This window comes from Rhodococcus sp. 14-2483-1-2 (genome assembly GCF_002259405.1).
Lineage (GTDB): Bacteria > Actinomycetota > Actinomycetes > Mycobacteriales > Mycobacteriaceae > Rhodococcoides.
In genome coordinates, this window is sequence record NZ_NPFW01000002.1 from 157072 (window position 1) to 171675 (window position 14604).

Consider the following 14604-nt stretch of genomic DNA (forward strand, 5'->3'; position numbering starts at 1 on the left):
CTACTTCGTCGGAAGTGCCGCGGCCTGCGGGTCGGGAGCGACACCGTCGTGCATCGTCAGGGCCTGGCCGCGCCCCAGAGTGGGCCCACTGCCGAGCAATTGGAGTATCTGCCAGGGCGCGGGTGCCGGCGGTCCGAACCCCAGCGCCGACGCGGCCTCGGCACCGTCGACGCCGTAGCGCACTCCGGTGTCGGCCACGAAGAAGACACTGCCCTGACGTGTACTCGACGTGGAGATTCCGGTACTGCGCACGAACCCGCCGCTACCGGGTGCCAGATAGACCTGGTCGACGGCGTCGCCGCCGCCATCTGCCTGAGCCAACGCAACCGGTTGGGAACCGGTCTCGAGCGGCAATCCGCGACCGGCGGACTCGATCAGTCGAGCCGACGGTCCGCCGTCGGCAGCTCCGAGTGGTTCCCACGTCAAGCACCCGACAGGGCGCTCACCGGTATCGACGATCGCAGGCGTGGTCGCCGGAAACGTCGAAACCTCCAGTCCTGAAGAGGTTTTGGGAGCGTTCGCGAGCAGGTCGGGATTGACGGCGGCAATATCCGGACTGCCCTGCGAATCGGTGAATTTGATCAGCAGTGCCGCAGTTTCGTTGATCGCCTGGATTCCGTCCTCGAGAACCACGTAGTACCGAACGTCGCGACCGGCGACCTGCACGACCGAACCGATCGTCCGGCCGTCGAACGGGAACGCAGGAGCCTCACCCGCTCGGGGAACGAACGGTGCTGCGACCGGCGGCGATTCGGGCACGGAATTGAGCAGACCCGCACTGACCGGGGACGGTGTCGCATCCTCGAGTCCGAGTGCGCGGACCACTGCCCTGTTGTTCAGATCGACCGGCGATTTGGTGCCGTTGTGCACGAGATACGCAGTGCCGTCGGATGTCCAGAGGAACGCCTCGGAATCGGCGAGCGCAGCCGTGCTTTCACCGTATCGAGGATCGCCCACCACAACCGTTGTCGAGGTCACTCCTGCGATCGGGTCGACGGTGTCGCAGACGGTCCACGTTTCCGCGCTGCCGTCACCGTCGTACGGCAGCGCAGACGGAGCACCGGGAATACCCACCAGCGCGCCGCGGGGTCGCGACGACAATTCGGATTCCTTGACCGTCAGCGGGTTGTCGGGCTTGCCGACGATCAAGCGAGCCGACGCGAGATTGAGCACCGGATGAAACACGTCGTCCACTTTCACGAACATGGCGGCCGAGTCCTTACCGACCACGATCGACGCGTCGCCGATCTTGTCCTGTGGCCGAAACAGTGCCAGCGCAGCGCATCCCGCCAAACCGATGCAGGCGATGACGACACCCACCAGCAGTGCCCGCGACTGCGACTTCATCGGATCGTGCAGCATCCGAACGTCGCGTCTGATCAGTGCGTGTTCCATTCTGCGGACGAGAAAGCGGTAACCGCCGACCTGCCACTTGGTTGTCGGCGTCGACGCCATGATTCCTCCCCAGGATTGTGCAGACGACCCGATCCCCATTCGGGTCACGCGACACAGTACAGTTCCTCCGCACACCTCGGCGACCGCGTTGGCGGTCATCGATGGGGCACTGCGACCTTCGGGGGGAGGGTTTCGATGACGCGTATCGGTTGGGCAGAGCGTGGGCGCGCCGCCGTCCCCTTCGTCGCGCCCACGGTCCGGCGGGTGATCGTGGCCGAGACCGCAGCCGTGGCGATCAGTCTGGCTTTGTATGCGGCACAGGTGCGGACCGGATGGGCTCTGCTCGCCGCTGTGGCAGTAGCGCTCGTTCCGTTCGTGGCCGTTCGGCGTAGACCGGTCGTCGACTGGGTCCGGGCCATCGGGAGGTTTCTCGCCGATCGCGCCCCCGATGTAGGCGTGACCACGGAACACACCGACACCGCAGGCGGCCCGGTCGGCGTCCACTGGCAGCGCGACACCGTCACCTGCACCATCGAGATCGTCCCGCCAGGGCACTCCACCACGGTCCTCGGCAGGGCGAGCGCCGAGACGCAGTACGCGCTCCCTGTCGACGCGTTGGCGTCGTGTCTGACCCAGCACGACATCGAGGTCTGCTCGATCGATGTCGTCGCCCTCGGTTTCCGCAGCTCGGCAGGTTCTGTCGCCACCGAGGTGTACGAGGGACTCATCGGTCCGCTACCGGCCGTAGCGGTGCGAACCGTCTGGGTGGCGGTCACTCTCGACCTGCGCGCGAATGTTCGGGCGATCGAGGTCAGAGGCGGAGGCAGGGCCGGCGCAGCCCGCACCGCTGTCGTCGCGACCACGCGTGTCCTCCGCGCTCTGCACGCCCACGGTCTGTCCTCGCGACTGTTGACGAGCTCCGAACTTCGGTCGGCCGTGTCGCAGCTCTGCCGGGGAGTGAGCACCGACGACCTGACTCAGACATGGTCGACGGCACCCATGCCGGGTGCGTCGAGTACGGGGTTCGGAATCGATTGCAGCGCAATCACTGCCGAGGACATCACCACCCTGTGGGCAACACCGTCCCTCGGAACGACGATGTCCTTCCACCTGCAGCCCACCCGCGACCCAGGAAAGGTGCACGTCCGTGCGTCGTGCAGATTCGCCGCCCGGACACCGATCACGAAGCCTCGCGTACGCGCGTTGAGCTCGATGAGCGGAAGTCAACGCGACGGTATTCTCGCCCAGCTTCCACTGGCCGTACCTGCACCGAAATCGTTGTCTCCCAGCCGAATCCTCGATGTCTCGACGGTGAACGAGTTGATGCTCCCGGTGAGTGGCTGCGGCCAGCTGCTGGGATCCGACGCCCGCGGACACGGTGTCGCGGTGCGGCTGTTCGGGCCTGGACTGACGCGAGTGCGCATCGTCGGAGAGCTCTACCTCGCTCAGCAACTGCTGTTCCGCGCCATCGCCACCGGTGCCAGGGTCCTCGTCCGCACCGATCGCCCCCACGCCTGGCGCGCACTCCTCGACGCCATCGGGGATCCCGATCGACTACTGGTCGACGGAACCACATCCCGATCCCGTCCCTCGTACGACGTGATCCTCATCGACTTCGCCGACGGTTCGGCACCGCCTGCGCAACAGGGACCGTCGGGCGTCACCGTGATCTCGTTGTCCGAGCACCTACCGCGGACCGGCCGCCCCGAACAGGAGCGAAGCATGCAGCGCTCGGAGGCGGATCTGACGATCGTCCAACCCCACGCATCGGGTGATCGAATTCGAGTCCGGTCCGGTCCACTCGACGTCGAGTTGACTCTGGTCACCATTCCGCAGGAAACGGCCTTCATCGGACGGCCCAGAAGTCTGCGCCCCGCGGTTCGAGCATGACCGATTCTCAGCCGGGGTAGTCGGCACGCCCACGAGCGCCGGCCACCGCGTCGGCCCACCACTCCAGTTGGTCGAGAAGACGCCCGAGAGCGTCGACGGCGGCTGCATCGTCGATGCCTCCCGATTCGTCGAACCGCTTGCGCACCCGATGCAGCGACACCGCGTCTCGAACGGAGACCATGTGCAGTTCGGCGGTGATCTGCCGCAACTGTTCGGTGGCTCGAACTCCCCCGCCGAGCCCGCCGTACGAGACGAACCCCACCGGCTTGCCGCGCCACTCGTACTTCACCGTGTCGAGCGCAGTCTTCAACGCACCGGGTACGCCGTGGTTGTACTCGGGGGTGACGAACACGAAGGCGTCGGCGGCACCGATGATTCCGGTGAAGCGTTCGGAGTCCTCGCACGGAGCCAGGGAGTTGGGCAACTCGAAATCGGCCAAGTCGACGTCGACCACCTCGACGGTGGTGCGTTCGGCTGCAACACCTCGAACCCAGGCCGCGACGGTCGGTCCTACTCGACCGGCACGCACACTACCGACGACGATGGCGAGCTGTATCGGCTGCATCGCTCCGACACTAGACCCGGTGACGCTCGGTCAGCCCTCTCCCCCACAGCAACTGTCATCGGTGATCGCCGTGCGCACTTCTCGGGTGGCCGCGTTACGGGCAGCCAGCTCGTCGGCCGGCGGGTAGTCGACTCGAACCAAGGACAATCCGTGCGCCGGAGCCACCGCCACCTCGCTCGCCCTCTCCCGGCGAGTCAACAGCGACCGCGCCCAGTCGGGAGTTCGACGCCCTTCCCCCACGGCCTGCATTGCACCGACGAGGCTACGGACCATCGACCAGCAGAACGCGTCGGCGCTGACGTACGCGGTGAGACGGTCGCCGTCGCGCTCCCAGTCGAAGCGCTGCAGTTCCCGAACGGTGGTGGCACCGTCACGTCGCTTGCAGAACGCGGCGAAATCGTGCAGGCCGATCAATCCCGCGGACGCCTCGCGCACCGCGTCCAGATCGATAGGCCTGGGCCAGGAGACGACACCGGCGACATCGAGGGGGTCGACGCCGTAGAGCGCAGTGCCGAAACGATATTCGTAATGCCTGCGGTACGCCGAGAATCGCGCGTCGAAATCACCGGAGACGGCGCTGATGGCACGCACGCGAACGTCGGTGGGCAGAAACCGTGCCATTCGGCGGACCAGTCGGTCGAGATCGTCCGGAACGTCGACGGCGTCGAAGTGCGCCACCTGTCCCGCTGCGTGGACTCCCGCGTCGGTTCGCCCCGCCACGGTCAGCTCTATCGGTTGCCGCAGCACCGTGGAGAAAGCTTCTTCGAGCACTCCACACACGGTGCGAATGCCCGGTTGGCGCGCCCACCCGGAGAAGCTCGTGCCGTCGTACGAGATGTCGAGCCGAAATCTGGTGGGTACCGAAAAAGCGGGCCCGCCCTCCCCGGAGGGAATGGCGGGCCCGCTTCGATCGTGCTCGGAGCTCAAAAGGACTAGTCCTTCTTTGCTTCCTCGGCCTCGGGGGCGTCCGACGCGTGTGCGTCGTTGTCCTCGATGCCGTCGATGACTGCGTCGGCGTTGGCAACCTCGGCGTCGGTCGCGTCGGCTTCGACAGCCTCGACGACGTTCTCGTCGGTCGCGTCCTCGGCCGGAGCCTCGGTTGCGGCGGGAGCAGCCTGCGAAGCCTTCACGCGGCGAGCGCGATCGGCTTCGTTGGACACCGTCTGCTCGTTGACGAGCTCGATGATGGCCATCGGCGAGTTGTCACCCTTGCGGGGGACGGTCTTGATGATGCGCGTGTAGCCACCGTCGCGATCGGCGAAGAAAGGCCCGATCTCGGCGAACAGCTTGTGCACGACATCTTTGTTGTTGATCGTCTTGAGAACCTCACGACGATGCGCCAGATCACCCTTTTTCGCATGGGTGACGAGCTTCTCGGCGTGGGGACGAAGGCGCTTGGCCTTCGACTCGGTGGTGGTGATGCGGCCGTGCTCGAAGAGTGACGTCGCCAGGTTGGCCAGGATGGCCTTCTGGTGCGACGCCGACCCGCCGAGACGGCGGCCCTTGGTGGGCTTGGGCATGATGAATCTCCTAGTAAGAGCTCCAGCGAGCTGATTACAGCTGTTCTGTCTCGGCGTAGTCCTGCTCGGCACCTTCGGTGTCGCTGAAGGAGCCGGCGTCGGTGTCACTCCACGTGCCCGTGGTGGCGTCGTAGCCAGGCACGGTGCTCGGATCGAACGACGCGGGGCTGTCCTTGAGGGAGAGGCCGAGCGAATGCAGCTTGACCTTCACCTCGTCGATGGACTTCTGCCCGAAGTTACGGATGTCGAGCAGATCGGACTCGGTACGACCAACCAACTCGCCGACGGTGTGAACACCCTCGCGCTTGAGGCAGTTGTAGGACCGGACGGTGAGGTCCAGATCCTCGATGGGGAGTCCGAAGGAAGCAATGTGATCGGCCTCGGCGGGCGAGGGTCCGATCTCGATGCCTTCTGCTTCGACGTTCAGCTCACGGGCGAGGCCGAAGAGCTCAACCAGGGTCTTGCCCGCCGAAGCGAGCGCGTCCCGCGCGGTGATGGAATTCTTGGTCTCCACGTCGAGAACGAGCCGATCGAAGTCGGTGCGCTGTTCGACGCGGGTGGCCTCCACCTTGTAGGTGACCTTGAGCACGGGCGAGTAGATCGAGTCGACCGGAATACGGCCGATCTCGGCACCCGATGCCTTGTTCTGAACGGCGGGGACGTAGCCGCGACCGCGCTCGACGACGAGCTCGATCTCCAACTTGCCCTTGTCGTTCAGGGTCGCGATGTGCAGATCGGGGTTGTTCACCGTGACGCCGGCCGGAGGCACGATGTCGCCTGCGGTCACAGCGCCGGGGCCCTGCTTGCGGACATACATGGTGACCGGTTCGTCTTCTTCGGAGCTCACCACGAGGCCCTTGAGGTTCAGGATGATGTCGGTGACATCTTCCTTGACTCCGGGGACTGTGGTGAATTCGTGGAGGACGCCGTCGATACGGATGCTGGTGACAGCAGCGCCGGGGATCGACGACAGCAGGGTGCGGCGGAGCGAGTTGCCGAGTGTGTAACCGAAGCCGGGCTCGAGCGGCTCGATGACGAATTTCGAGCGGTTGTCGGCGATGACCTCTTCGGTCAGCGTCGGGCGCTGTGAAATGAGCATTGTGTGTTCCTCCTGTACGGGCGTCCGCTATTTGACGCCCACGTGTGGAGGCGAAGACGCATGTGAGCCTCGCGGGGAGACTCACATGCGTGCTGCGCCTTACTTCGAGTAGTACTCGACGATGAGCTGCTCCTGGAGCGGCACATCGATCTGTGCGCGCTCCGGCAACCTGTGCACCAGGATGCGAAGACGGTTGGGAACGACCTGCAGCCACGGGGCGACGGGACGGTCGCCGTAGCTTTCGCGGGCGATCTGGATCGGCAGCGTCTGTGCTGACTTCTCACGGACATCGATGATGTCGTACTGCGAGACGCGGTAGCTGGGGATGTCGACGCGCTTGTTGTTCACCAGGAAGTGACCGTGCGTGACCAGCTGACGGGCCTGACGACGCGTACGTGCCAGTCCGGCACGGTAGACGACGTTGTCGAGACGACTCTCGAGGATGGTCAGCAGGTTCTCGCCGGTCTTGCCGACGGTCCTGTTGGCTTCCTTGTAGTACAGACGGAACTGCTTCTCCATGACGCCGTAGGTGAAGCGAGCCTTCTGCTTCTCCTGCAGCTGGAGCAGGTACTCGCTCTCCTTGATCCGCGCGCGGCCGTGCTGGCCGGGCGGGTAGGGACGACGCTCGAACGCTTGGTCGCCTCCGACGAGGTCGACGCGCAGACGACGCGACTTGCGGGTGATAGGACCGGTATAACGTGCCATTTTCTAAACCTTTCCTTCCCGCTAGACCCGACGCCGCTTGGGCGGACGGCAGCCGTTGTGCGGCTGAGGGGTGACATCGGAGATGGTGCCGACCTCGAGGCCAGCGGCCTGAAGCGAGCGGATCGCGGTCTCACGGCCGGAGCCGGGACCCTTGACGAAGACGTCGACCTTCTTGACGCCGTGCTCCTGTGCCTTGCGCGCAGCGTTCTCGGCTGCGAGCTGTGCGGCGAACGGAGTCGACTTGCGCGAGCCCTTGAAGCCCACGTGTCCCGAGGACGCCCATGAGATGACGTTTCCGGCGGGGTCGGTGATCGACACGATCGTGTTGTTGAACGTGCTCTTGATGTGCGCAGATCCGTGCGGGACGTTCTTCTTGTCCCTGCGACGCGTCTTCTGCGCCTTCTTCGGACCGGTACCGCGTGCTTTGGGGGGCATTACTTCGCCTTCTTCTTGCCGGCAATGGTGCGCTTGGGTCCCTTACGGGTACGCGCATTGGTCTTGGTGCGCTGTCCACGGACGGGCAGACCACGACGGTGGCGAAGACCCTGGTAGCAGCCGATTTCGATCTTGCGACGGATGTCGGCCTGCACCTCGCGGCGCAGGTCGCCCTCGACCTTGAGGGACTCGTTGATGTAATCGCTGAGCTTGCGCAGATCGTCGTCGCCGAGATCCTTGCTTCGCAGGTCGGGGCTGACGCCCGTCGCTGTGAGGATTTCCTTGGAGCGGGTACGGCCGACGCCGTAGATGTAAGTCAGTGCGATCTCCATGCGCTTTTCGCGCGGCAGATCCACACCTGCGAGACGTGCCATGTGGCATTTCCTTTTCTTGTCCGGAGGTCTGCTCCCAGTCCGTCCCCTGTGTCCTTCTCACCGCTGGGGTGTGAAGCGTCTTTCAACAAACTCAGTGGGGCCCCGGCCTCCGTGCCGGGGGTATGCCGCGACGCGTGTGTCGCGGTTGGTGCTGGGAGGTCATCTTCTAGCTGTTGCCAAGCCGACGTGCGAAATGCTCGGTGGTTATCCCTGACGCTGCTTGTGACGCAGGTTGTCGCAGATCACCATGACGCGTCCGTTACGACGAATCACCTTGCACTTTTCGCAGATCTTCTTGACGCTCGGCTGAACCTTCACGTCGTTGATCTCCTGTGTGTAGCTCGGCCCCGCTGCATGCATTGGCCCCGAGCATGGTTCTCCCCGACCGGACGTGGCCGGGGAAGCTGTTACTTGTAGCGGTAAACGATGCGTCCACGCGTGAGGTCGTAGGGCGAAAGCTCCACCACGACGCGATCCTCGGGAAGGATGCGGATGTAGTGCTGACGCATCTTTCCGCTGATGTGAGCGAGTACCTTGTGGCCGTTTTCGAGCTCAATGCGAAACATCGCATTGGGCAGCGGTTCGACAACTCGGCCCTCTACCTCGATAGCACCGTCTTTCTTGGCCATATCCTCCGCGATCCTGGCTCTCACACCTGGTTGATTGCATCTGTTTCCGTTACCGTGATGCCCACTGACCGACCCGAATGAACGGGACGATGTGTCGCCGGAACGGTTCGCAGCCCACCAGGGCACGCGAACATCCGGTACGCAGGGCGCACCGTCGATCCATGCTACCGGGTAAAGCACGTCTGGCCAAATGCGTCCCGCGTCCATGCTCCAGGTCATCGTTTGCCCCTCGTCGATTTCCTGGACTACCGTTCTGCCGGGCTGCATCACAGCCGCGCAACTTCGGGCCGTCCCGCCTGCGCTCGCAGCGACGGCCGTCTCCGCGACGACGACTACAAGGCACCCCTCTTGAAATCAGACACGCGCGCCGGAAACCCGGTCGTATCCGTCATCATCCCAGTCCACAACGCCAAGGATGTTCTCGACGATCAACTACGAGCTCTCGCTCGACAGGACTACGAGCATCCGTTCACGGTGATCATCAGCGACAACGGGTCGACCGACGGCCTTCGCGAACACATCGAGAACCATTGCCTCCGTGGTGCCCTGGACCTGAAGTACGTCGATGCCGAAGGAAAACCGGGCGCATCGTTCGCTCGTAACAGGGGCGCAGACGCCGCCCGCACCGAACTGCTCGCATTCTGCGACGCGGACGACGCGGTGCATCCGACCTGGCTCCGACGCATCGTTGCAGGCCTCGACGAGTACGGCCTGGTGGGCACCGGTTTGGAGACGGAGACACTGAACTCCGTTGCCACGCGAGCATCGACCCCCTTCGCACCGCCGTCGGACCAAGGCAAGTCGACGTTCCTCCCGTTCGCCATCGGTGCCAGCATGGCGTGCCGCAGATCGACCTACCGTGAGCTCGGCGGCATGCTCGAGCACGTACACGCGAGCGAGGACATGGAGTTCTCGTGGCGCGCACAGCACGCCGGCTGTCGATTGCACTTCATCGCCGAACCGCTGGTCTCGTACCGACTGCGCACCGGCCACCGGGAGAACTGGAAACAAGCAGGCGCTCTGGGATACGGATCGGCTCACGTGCGCGGCCTCTACCGAGCACACGGCTGCCCGCCCTTCCGGGCCCGATCGATCTCCGTCGCCCTGCTGATGCTCGGCGTACGGAACCCACTGCTTCCGACTGCGGTGACCAAGATGCCCACTCGACTCTGGCTCCGTCTGGTGGCTGCGCACCTCGGCCTGGTCCGCGGCGGTCGACGCTACGGATCGTTGGCCTGGTGACCTGGCCGGGTCGGACCTAGCTGGGTCGCAGGGTCAGAATGCGGGGCCCGTCCTCGGTGACGGCAACGGTGTGTTCCCAGTGCGCGGACCGGGATCCGTCGGTCGTCACGACCGTCCACCCGTCGTCGAGGATGTCGGTGTCGTACGTACCGAGAGTCAACATGGGCTCGATCGCGAGGGTGGATCCGACGACCAGCTCCGGTCCCTTGCCGGGGGCACCCTCGTTCGCGAGGAACGGGTCCATGTGCATTTCACGGCCGATTCCATGACCGCCGTATCCGTCGACGATTCCGTACTTGCGTCCGTGCGCGTGCTCGGCCGCATGGGTTCCGGATTCGATGGCGTGCGAGACGTCGGTGAGCCGGTTGCCGGGAAGCATCGCGGCGATGCCGGCTTCCATCGACAGCCTCGTAGCCTCACTGAGCATGGCGTCGGCCTCGATGATGTCGCCGACACCGAATGTCCATGCAGAGTCTCCGTGCCAACCGTCGAGAACCGCCCCACAGTCGATGGACACCAGATCGCCCGCGACCAAGAGCTCGTCTGCCGACGGAATGCCGTGCACCACACGGTCGTTCACCGACGAGCAGATACTGCCGGTGAAGCCGTGGTAACCGAGGAACGACGGCACGGCACCAGCGTCACGAATGACCGCCTCGGCCACTCGGTCGAGCTCGAGTGTCGACACACCGGGTACCGCCGCTGCCCGGACGGCAACCAGAGCAGCGCCGACGACCGCGCCGGCCGCAGCCATGGCGTCGAGTTCGCCGGCACTGCGGAACGGCACGACCTTGCGTTTACGGCCGAACGCCATTACTTGCCGTGGTCCTCGATGGACTTCAGCGCGCGAGCGTTGACCTCGTCCACCTCACCGATCGCGTCGACCGTGACGAGTTGACCCTCGTAGTAGTCGAGCAGCGGCGCGGTCTCGTCCCGGTACACCTTGAGCCGGTTCCGGATGACGTCTTCCTTGTCGTCCTCGCGTCCACGCGAGAGCATGCGTTCGACGACGACATCCTCGTCGACGACGAAGGACAGTACGGCGTCGAGCTTCGCGTTCAGATCCGCCAGGATGCCGACCAGTGCCTCGGCCTGACCCACCGAACGAGGGAAGCCGTCGAGCAGGAAGCCGTTGACGGCGTCCGGCTCGGAGAGGCGGCTGCGGACCATGTCGATGGTCAGCTCACTGGGAACCAGATCGCCGGCATCGAGGTACTTCTTCGCTTCGAGTCCGAGGGCCGTCTTCTCACCGATGTTCGCGCGAAACAGGTCGCCGGTGGAGATGTGCGGAACGCCCAGCTTCTCGGACAGGAGGACGGCTTGGGTGCCTTTGCCGGCACCGGGGGGACCGAGCAGAACAAGTCTCACTTGAGGAACCCTTCGTAGTTACGCTGCATCAGCTGGCTTTCGATTTGCTTCACGGTGTCCAGGCCGACGCTGACCATGATCAGCACGGCGGTGCCACCGAAGGGGAGGTTCTGTCCTCCACCCGAACTACCGATGTCGAGGAACAGGTTCGGGAGCACGGCAATGGTGCCCAGGTAGACCGCGCCCGGCAACGTGATGCGACTGAGGACGTAGTTCAGATAGTCGGCGGTCGGCTTGCCCGGACGGATGCCCGGGATGAAGCCGCCGAACTTCTTCATTTCGTCGGCGCGCTCTTCGGGGTTGAACGTGATCGCCACGTAGAAGTACGTGAAGAAGACGATCAGACCGAAGAAGATCGCGATGTACACCGGGTTCGCGGGGTTCACCAGGTACTCGTTGATGATGCGCTGCCACCAACTCGGATCGACCGCGGTGCTCGCCGAGGTGAGCTGGGCGATGAGGTTCGGCAGGTATAGCAGCGAGGACGCGAAGATCACCGGGATGACGCCGGCCTGGTTGACCTTGAGCGGAAGGTACGTGGACGAGCCGCCGTACATCTTTCGACCGACCATGCGCTTGGCGTACTGGACGGGAATTCGACGCTGACCCTGCTCCACGAAGACCACGCCGGTGATGATCAGGAACGCTGCGAAACAGACGAATCCGAACACCAACCCGCCGCGGCTCTCGAGGATCGAGTTGCCCTCGGACGGGATACGCGAGGCGATTCCGGCGAAGATGAGCAGCGACATGCCGTTACCGACGCCGCGCTCGGTGATGACCTCACCGAACCACATGACGACGGCTGCACCTGCGGTCATGACGAGCACGATGATGACGAGGCCGAAGATGGACTGGTCGGCGATGATGTCCTGCTGGCATCCCTGAAGGAGCTGCCCACGCGAAGCGAGTGCCACCAGGCCGGTCGCCTGCAGGATGGCCAACGCGATCGACAGATAACGCGTGTACTGCGTCATCTTGGCCTGCCCCGACTGCCCCTCCTTGCGGAGTTCCTCGAACTTCGGGATGACGACGGTGAGCAGCTGCACGATGATGCTGGCGGTGATGTACGGCATGATGCCGATCGCGAACACCGAGAGCTGTAGGAGCGCTCCACCGGAGAACAAGTTGATCAACGAGTAGATGCCCGCCGAGTCTCCACCGGAGACCTGGTCGATGCATGCTCGGACATTGGCGTAGTCGACACCCGGCGACGGCAATGTTGCACCGAAGCGATACAGGGCGACCAGACCGAGCGTGAAGAGGATCTTCCGTCTCAGGTCAGGAGTCCTGAGGGCCGACACGAAGGCGGAAAGCAAAGATCCTCCTGGCACGACTGCATTGACGCTGCGAGTGCATCGTCGGGAGCGCAACTGCTGCTCCCGTGAGCCTCACGAGCATGGACTGCAAGCGACATGCGTCGCCCGCATCGAAACGAACTTCTGTGAACTCTAGAACTCTAACAGTGCGTATCGAACCGCCCGACGGTCAGTGTTGGACCCTGTCCGTTCGGTCGACCTCGGCACGTGGTGCCGAGGCAACGATGGCCGCAGCTCAGCTGCGAGAGCTGTGGCTGCGGCCATCGTCACGAACTGCTGGTCGATGCGCTACTACTCAGCACATCGAACCGATGCTCATACCTCGGTTGCAGAACCGCCGGCAGCGGCGATCTTTTCCTTGGCGGAGCCCGTGAACTTGTTGGCCGAGATCTCGACCTTCACGGTCAGGTTTCCGTCGCCGAGAACCTTGACGGGCTCGTTCTTGCGAACGGCGCCCTTGGCGATGAGCTCGGGGATACCGATCTGACCGCCCTCGGGGAACAAACGCTCGATGTCGCGCAGGTTCACGACCTGGAACACGACACGGTTGCGGTTGGTGAAGCCCTTGAGCTTCGGGAGCCGCATGTGGAGGGGCATCTGGCCACCCTCGAAGCGTGCCGGCACGTTCTTGCGTGCGCCGGTTCCCTTGGTACCGCGACCTGCGGTCTTGCCGCGCTTGCCACCTTCACCGCGGCCGACGCGAATCTTCGTCGACTTGGATCCGGCTGCGGGGCGCAGGTGGTGCAGTTTGATGGTCATGGTTAGACCTCCTCAACAGTTACGAGGTGGCGCACCGTGTTGACCAGTCCGCGGTTCTGCGGGTTGTCCTCGCGGACGACCGTCTGGCGGATGCCCTTGAGCCCGAGAGTACGCAGGCTGTCACGCTGGTTCGCCTTCTGGCCGATGGTGCTCTTGATCTGGGTGACCTTCAGCTGAGCCATTACTTCACCGCTCCTGCCTGTGCGCGTGCGCGCAGCATTCCGGCGGGTGCAACCTCTTCGAGGGTCAGGCCGCGGCGAGCCGCAACTTCCTCGGGACGCTGCAGACCCTTGAGGGCTGCGACGGTCGCGTGCACGACGTTGATGGCGTTGTCGCTACCGAGCGACTTCGACAGCACGTCGTGGACACCGGCGCACTCCAGCACGGCACGCACAGCGCCACCGGCGATGACGCCGGTACCGGCGCTGGCCGGACGCAACATGACGACGCCGGCTGCGGCTTCGCCCTGGATGGGGTGCGTGATGGTGCCGGCGATCATCGGGACGCGGAAGAAGCTCTTGCGAGCCTCCTCGACACCCTTCTGGATGGCCGCGGGAACTTCCTTGGCCTTGCCGTAGCCGACGCCGACCAGTCCGTTGCCGTCACCGACGATGACCAGGGCGGTGAAGCTGAAGCGTCGACCACCCTTGACCACCTTGGAGACGCGGTTGATCGTGACGACCTTCTCGATGAAGTTCGACTTGTCCGCAGCGTTGCCGCCACGGCCGTTGTCACGACGGTCACGACCGCCACCGCGGTTGTCGCCGCGCTGGTTGTTGTCGCCACCTGCGTTGGGGCCACTGTTCTGTCCGGCGGGGCCGCTTCCGCCGTCACGCCGTTGACGTCCCGGCATCAGGCTGTCCTTCCGTTGTCAGTCATTGTCATCATCAGAACGTCAACCCGCCTTCACGGGCTGCGTCTGCGAGTGCCGCGATGCGGCCGCTGTAGTTGTTGCCGCCGCGGTCGAACACGACTGCCTCGACGCCGGCTGCCTTCGCGCGGCTGGCGATGAGCTCGCCGACCTTCGCGCTGACGGCCTTCTTGTCGCCCTCGAGGGCGCGCACATCGGCTTCGATGCTCGACGCGCTGGCCAGCGTGTGGCCGGCGAGGTCGTCGATCAACTGCACGTGGATGTGACGCGAGGACCGGTTGACGACCAAGCGGGGACGCTCGGGCGTGCCGGAGATCTTCTTGCGAAGGCGGAAGTGACGACGTGCCTTCGACAGGCGACGCTTCGTCGAGACGTCGGTGCCACGCGGAGTGCGCTTGACGACGTTCGCCTTGTCTGCTGTTTGCTGGCTCAT

General features: G+C 64.5%; 19 protein-coding genes. 2 read left to right on the forward strand and 17 right to left on the reverse strand.

All coding sequences use genetic code 11. The annotated features are described in order from the left end of the window. On the reverse strand, window positions 1-1455 hold the full coding sequence (eccB, locus tag CH295_RS00810) for a type VII secretion protein EccB (protein ID WP_037188294.1): 1455 nt from the start codon (window positions 1453-1455) through the stop codon (window positions 1-3). Between the two features lie 135 nt (window positions 1456-1590). On the opposite strand from eccB, the gene eccE reads away from it, so the two are divergent. Next, the gene (gene eccE / locus CH295_RS00815; protein WP_094739490.1) at window positions 1591-3285 is read left to right on the forward strand and encodes a type VII secretion protein EccE; all 1695 of its coding nucleotides are present in this window, start codon (window positions 1591-1593) and stop codon (window positions 3283-3285) included. Window positions 3286-3292: 7 nt separating this feature from the next. On the opposite strand, the gene CH295_RS00820 is transcribed toward eccE, so the two are convergent. The 9 genes from CH295_RS00820 to infA all read right to left on the reverse strand — a co-directional run bounded on the left by CH295_RS00820 (window position 3293) and on the right by infA (window position 8612). Then, window positions 3293-3850: an NADPH-dependent FMN reductase gene (locus tag CH295_RS00820; protein WP_094633697.1), complete on the reverse strand. Its 558-nt coding sequence runs from the start codon at window positions 3848-3850 to the stop codon at window positions 3293-3295. A 30-nt stretch (window positions 3851-3880) separates the two neighbouring features. Then, a complete protein-coding gene (gene truA / locus CH295_RS00825; RefSeq protein ID WP_094739491.1) occupies window positions 3881-4777 on the reverse strand; it encodes a tRNA pseudouridine(38-40) synthase TruA in 897 nt (298 codons plus the stop codon). A gap of 5 nt (window positions 4778-4782) precedes the next feature. Next, entirely contained in the window at window positions 4783-5370 is a 588-nt protein-coding gene (gene rplQ / locus CH295_RS00830; protein ID WP_032397527.1) for a 50S ribosomal protein L17, read from the reverse strand. A 34-nt stretch (window positions 5371-5404) separates the two neighbouring features. Then, entirely contained in the window at window positions 5405-6469 is a 1065-nt protein-coding gene (locus CH295_RS00835; RefSeq protein WP_008718222.1) for a DNA-directed RNA polymerase subunit alpha, read from the reverse strand. A gap of 99 nt (window positions 6470-6568) precedes the next feature. Continuing rightward, window positions 6569-7174, reverse strand: a complete 606-nt coding sequence (gene rpsD / locus CH295_RS00840; RefSeq protein WP_032397528.1) for a 30S ribosomal protein S4 — start codon at window positions 7172-7174, stop codon at window positions 6569-6571. 21 nt (window positions 7175-7195) lie between these two features. Next, complete coding sequence (gene rpsK, locus CH295_RS00845; RefSeq protein WP_027496331.1) at window positions 7196-7609, reverse strand: 30S ribosomal protein S11; 414 nt, start codon at window positions 7607-7609, stop codon at window positions 7196-7198. Further along, complete coding sequence (gene rpsM / locus CH295_RS00850; protein ID WP_008718227.1) at window positions 7609-7983, reverse strand: 30S ribosomal protein S13; 375 nt, start codon at window positions 7981-7983, stop codon at window positions 7609-7611. The genes rpsK and rpsM overlap by 1 nt, the downstream gene beginning before the upstream one ends. 204 nt (window positions 7984-8187) lie before the next feature. After that, complete coding sequence (rpmJ, locus tag CH295_RS00855) at window positions 8188-8301, reverse strand: 50S ribosomal protein L36 (RefSeq protein ID WP_025347279.1); 114 nt, start codon at window positions 8299-8301, stop codon at window positions 8188-8190. 89 nt (window positions 8302-8390) lie between these two features. Next, window positions 8391-8612: a translation initiation factor IF-1 gene (gene infA, locus CH295_RS00860; protein WP_005140011.1), complete on the reverse strand. Its 222-nt coding sequence runs from the start codon at window positions 8610-8612 to the stop codon at window positions 8391-8393. A gap of 348 nt (window positions 8613-8960) precedes the next feature. Between infA and CH295_RS00865 the strand changes: the two genes are divergently transcribed. Beyond that, window positions 8961-9854, forward strand: coding sequence for a glycosyltransferase family 2 protein (locus CH295_RS00865; RefSeq protein ID WP_170945696.1), 894 nt, complete (start codon window positions 8961-8963; stop codon window positions 9852-9854). A gap of 16 nt (window positions 9855-9870) precedes the next feature. Here CH295_RS00865 and map read toward each other — a convergent pair whose 3' ends face one another. From map to rplR, 7 genes are all read right to left on the reverse strand, one after another. Further along, window positions 9871-10668 carry a type I methionyl aminopeptidase gene (gene map / locus CH295_RS00870; protein WP_094739493.1) on the reverse strand — a complete coding sequence of 266 codons (798 nt, stop codon included), beginning with the start codon at window positions 10666-10668 and terminating at the stop codon, window positions 9871-9873. Further along, on the reverse strand, window positions 10668-11222 hold the full coding sequence (locus tag CH295_RS00875) for an adenylate kinase (protein WP_094739494.1): 555 nt from the start codon (window positions 11220-11222) through the stop codon (window positions 10668-10670). Before CH295_RS00875 ends, map begins: the two co-directional genes overlap by 1 nt. After that, on the reverse strand, window positions 11219-12541 hold the full coding sequence (gene secY, locus CH295_RS00880; protein ID WP_032397531.1) for a preprotein translocase subunit SecY: 1323 nt from the start codon (window positions 12539-12541) through the stop codon (window positions 11219-11221). The genes CH295_RS00875 and secY overlap by 4 nt, the downstream gene beginning before the upstream one ends. Window positions 12542-12856: 315 nt before the next feature. Further along, window positions 12857-13300: a 50S ribosomal protein L15 gene (gene rplO, locus CH295_RS00885; RefSeq protein WP_032397532.1), complete on the reverse strand. Its 444-nt coding sequence runs from the start codon at window positions 13298-13300 to the stop codon at window positions 12857-12859. A gap of 2 nt (window positions 13301-13302) precedes the next feature. Next, entirely contained in the window at window positions 13303-13482 is a 180-nt protein-coding gene (gene rpmD / locus CH295_RS00890; protein ID WP_008718256.1) for a 50S ribosomal protein L30, read from the reverse strand. After that, window positions 13482-14153, reverse strand: a complete 672-nt coding sequence (gene rpsE, locus CH295_RS00895; protein WP_032397534.1) for a 30S ribosomal protein S5 — start codon at window positions 14151-14153, stop codon at window positions 13482-13484. The genes rpmD and rpsE overlap by 1 nt, the downstream gene beginning before the upstream one ends. Before the next feature lie 34 nt (window positions 14154-14187). Beyond that, window positions 14188-14604: a 50S ribosomal protein L18 gene (gene rplR / locus CH295_RS00900; protein WP_032365631.1), complete on the reverse strand. Its 417-nt coding sequence runs from the start codon at window positions 14602-14604 to the stop codon at window positions 14188-14190.

What these genes read in the sequence shown, in the direction of transcription:
- eccB (WP_037188294.1), bottom strand. Translation starts at nt 1,455, where the DNA reads ATGGCGTCGACGCCGACAACCAAGTGGCAGGTCGGCGGTTACCGCTTT.
- eccE (WP_094739490.1), top strand. Translation starts at nt 1,591, where the DNA reads ATGACGCGTATCGGTTGGGCAGAGCGTGGGCGCGCCGCCGTCCCCTTC.
- CH295_RS00820 (WP_094633697.1), bottom strand. Translation starts at nt 3,850, where the DNA reads ATGCAGCCGATACAGCTCGCCATCGTCGTCGGTAGTGTGCGTGCCGGT.
- rplQ (WP_032397527.1), bottom strand. Translation starts at nt 5,370, where the DNA reads ATGCCCAAGCCCACCAAGGGCCGCCGTCTCGGCGGGTCGGCGTCGCAC.
- CH295_RS00835 (WP_008718222.1), bottom strand. Translation starts at nt 6,469, where the DNA reads ATGCTCATTTCACAGCGCCCGACGCTGACCGAAGAGGTCATCGCCGAC.
- rpsD (WP_032397528.1), bottom strand. Translation starts at nt 7,174, where the DNA reads ATGGCACGTTATACCGGTCCTATCACCCGCAAGTCGCGTCGTCTGCGC.
- rpsK (WP_027496331.1), bottom strand. Translation starts at nt 7,609, where the DNA reads ATGCCCCCCAAAGCACGCGGTACCGGTCCGAAGAAGGCGCAGAAGACG.
- rpsM (WP_008718227.1), bottom strand. Translation starts at nt 7,983, where the DNA reads ATGGCACGTCTCGCAGGTGTGGATCTGCCGCGCGAAAAGCGCATGGAG.
- infA (WP_005140011.1), bottom strand. Translation starts at nt 8,612, where the DNA reads ATGGCCAAGAAAGACGGTGCTATCGAGGTAGAGGGCCGAGTTGTCGAA.
- map (WP_094739493.1), bottom strand. Translation starts at nt 10,668, where the DNA reads ATGGCGTTCGGCCGTAAACGCAAGGTCGTGCCGTTCCGCAGTGCCGGC.
- rplO (WP_032397532.1), bottom strand. Translation starts at nt 13,300, where the DNA reads ATGACCATCAAACTGCACCACCTGCGCCCCGCAGCCGGATCCAAGTCG.
- rpmD (WP_008718256.1), bottom strand. Translation starts at nt 13,482, where the DNA reads ATGGCTCAGCTGAAGGTCACCCAGATCAAGAGCACCATCGGCCAGAAG.
- rpsE (WP_032397534.1), bottom strand. Translation starts at nt 14,153, where the DNA reads ATGCCGGGACGTCAACGGCGTGACGGCGGAAGCGGCCCCGCCGGACAG.
- rplR (WP_032365631.1), bottom strand. Translation starts at nt 14,604, where the DNA reads ATGAGCCAGCAAACAGCAGACAAGGCGAACGTCGTCAAGCGCACTCCG.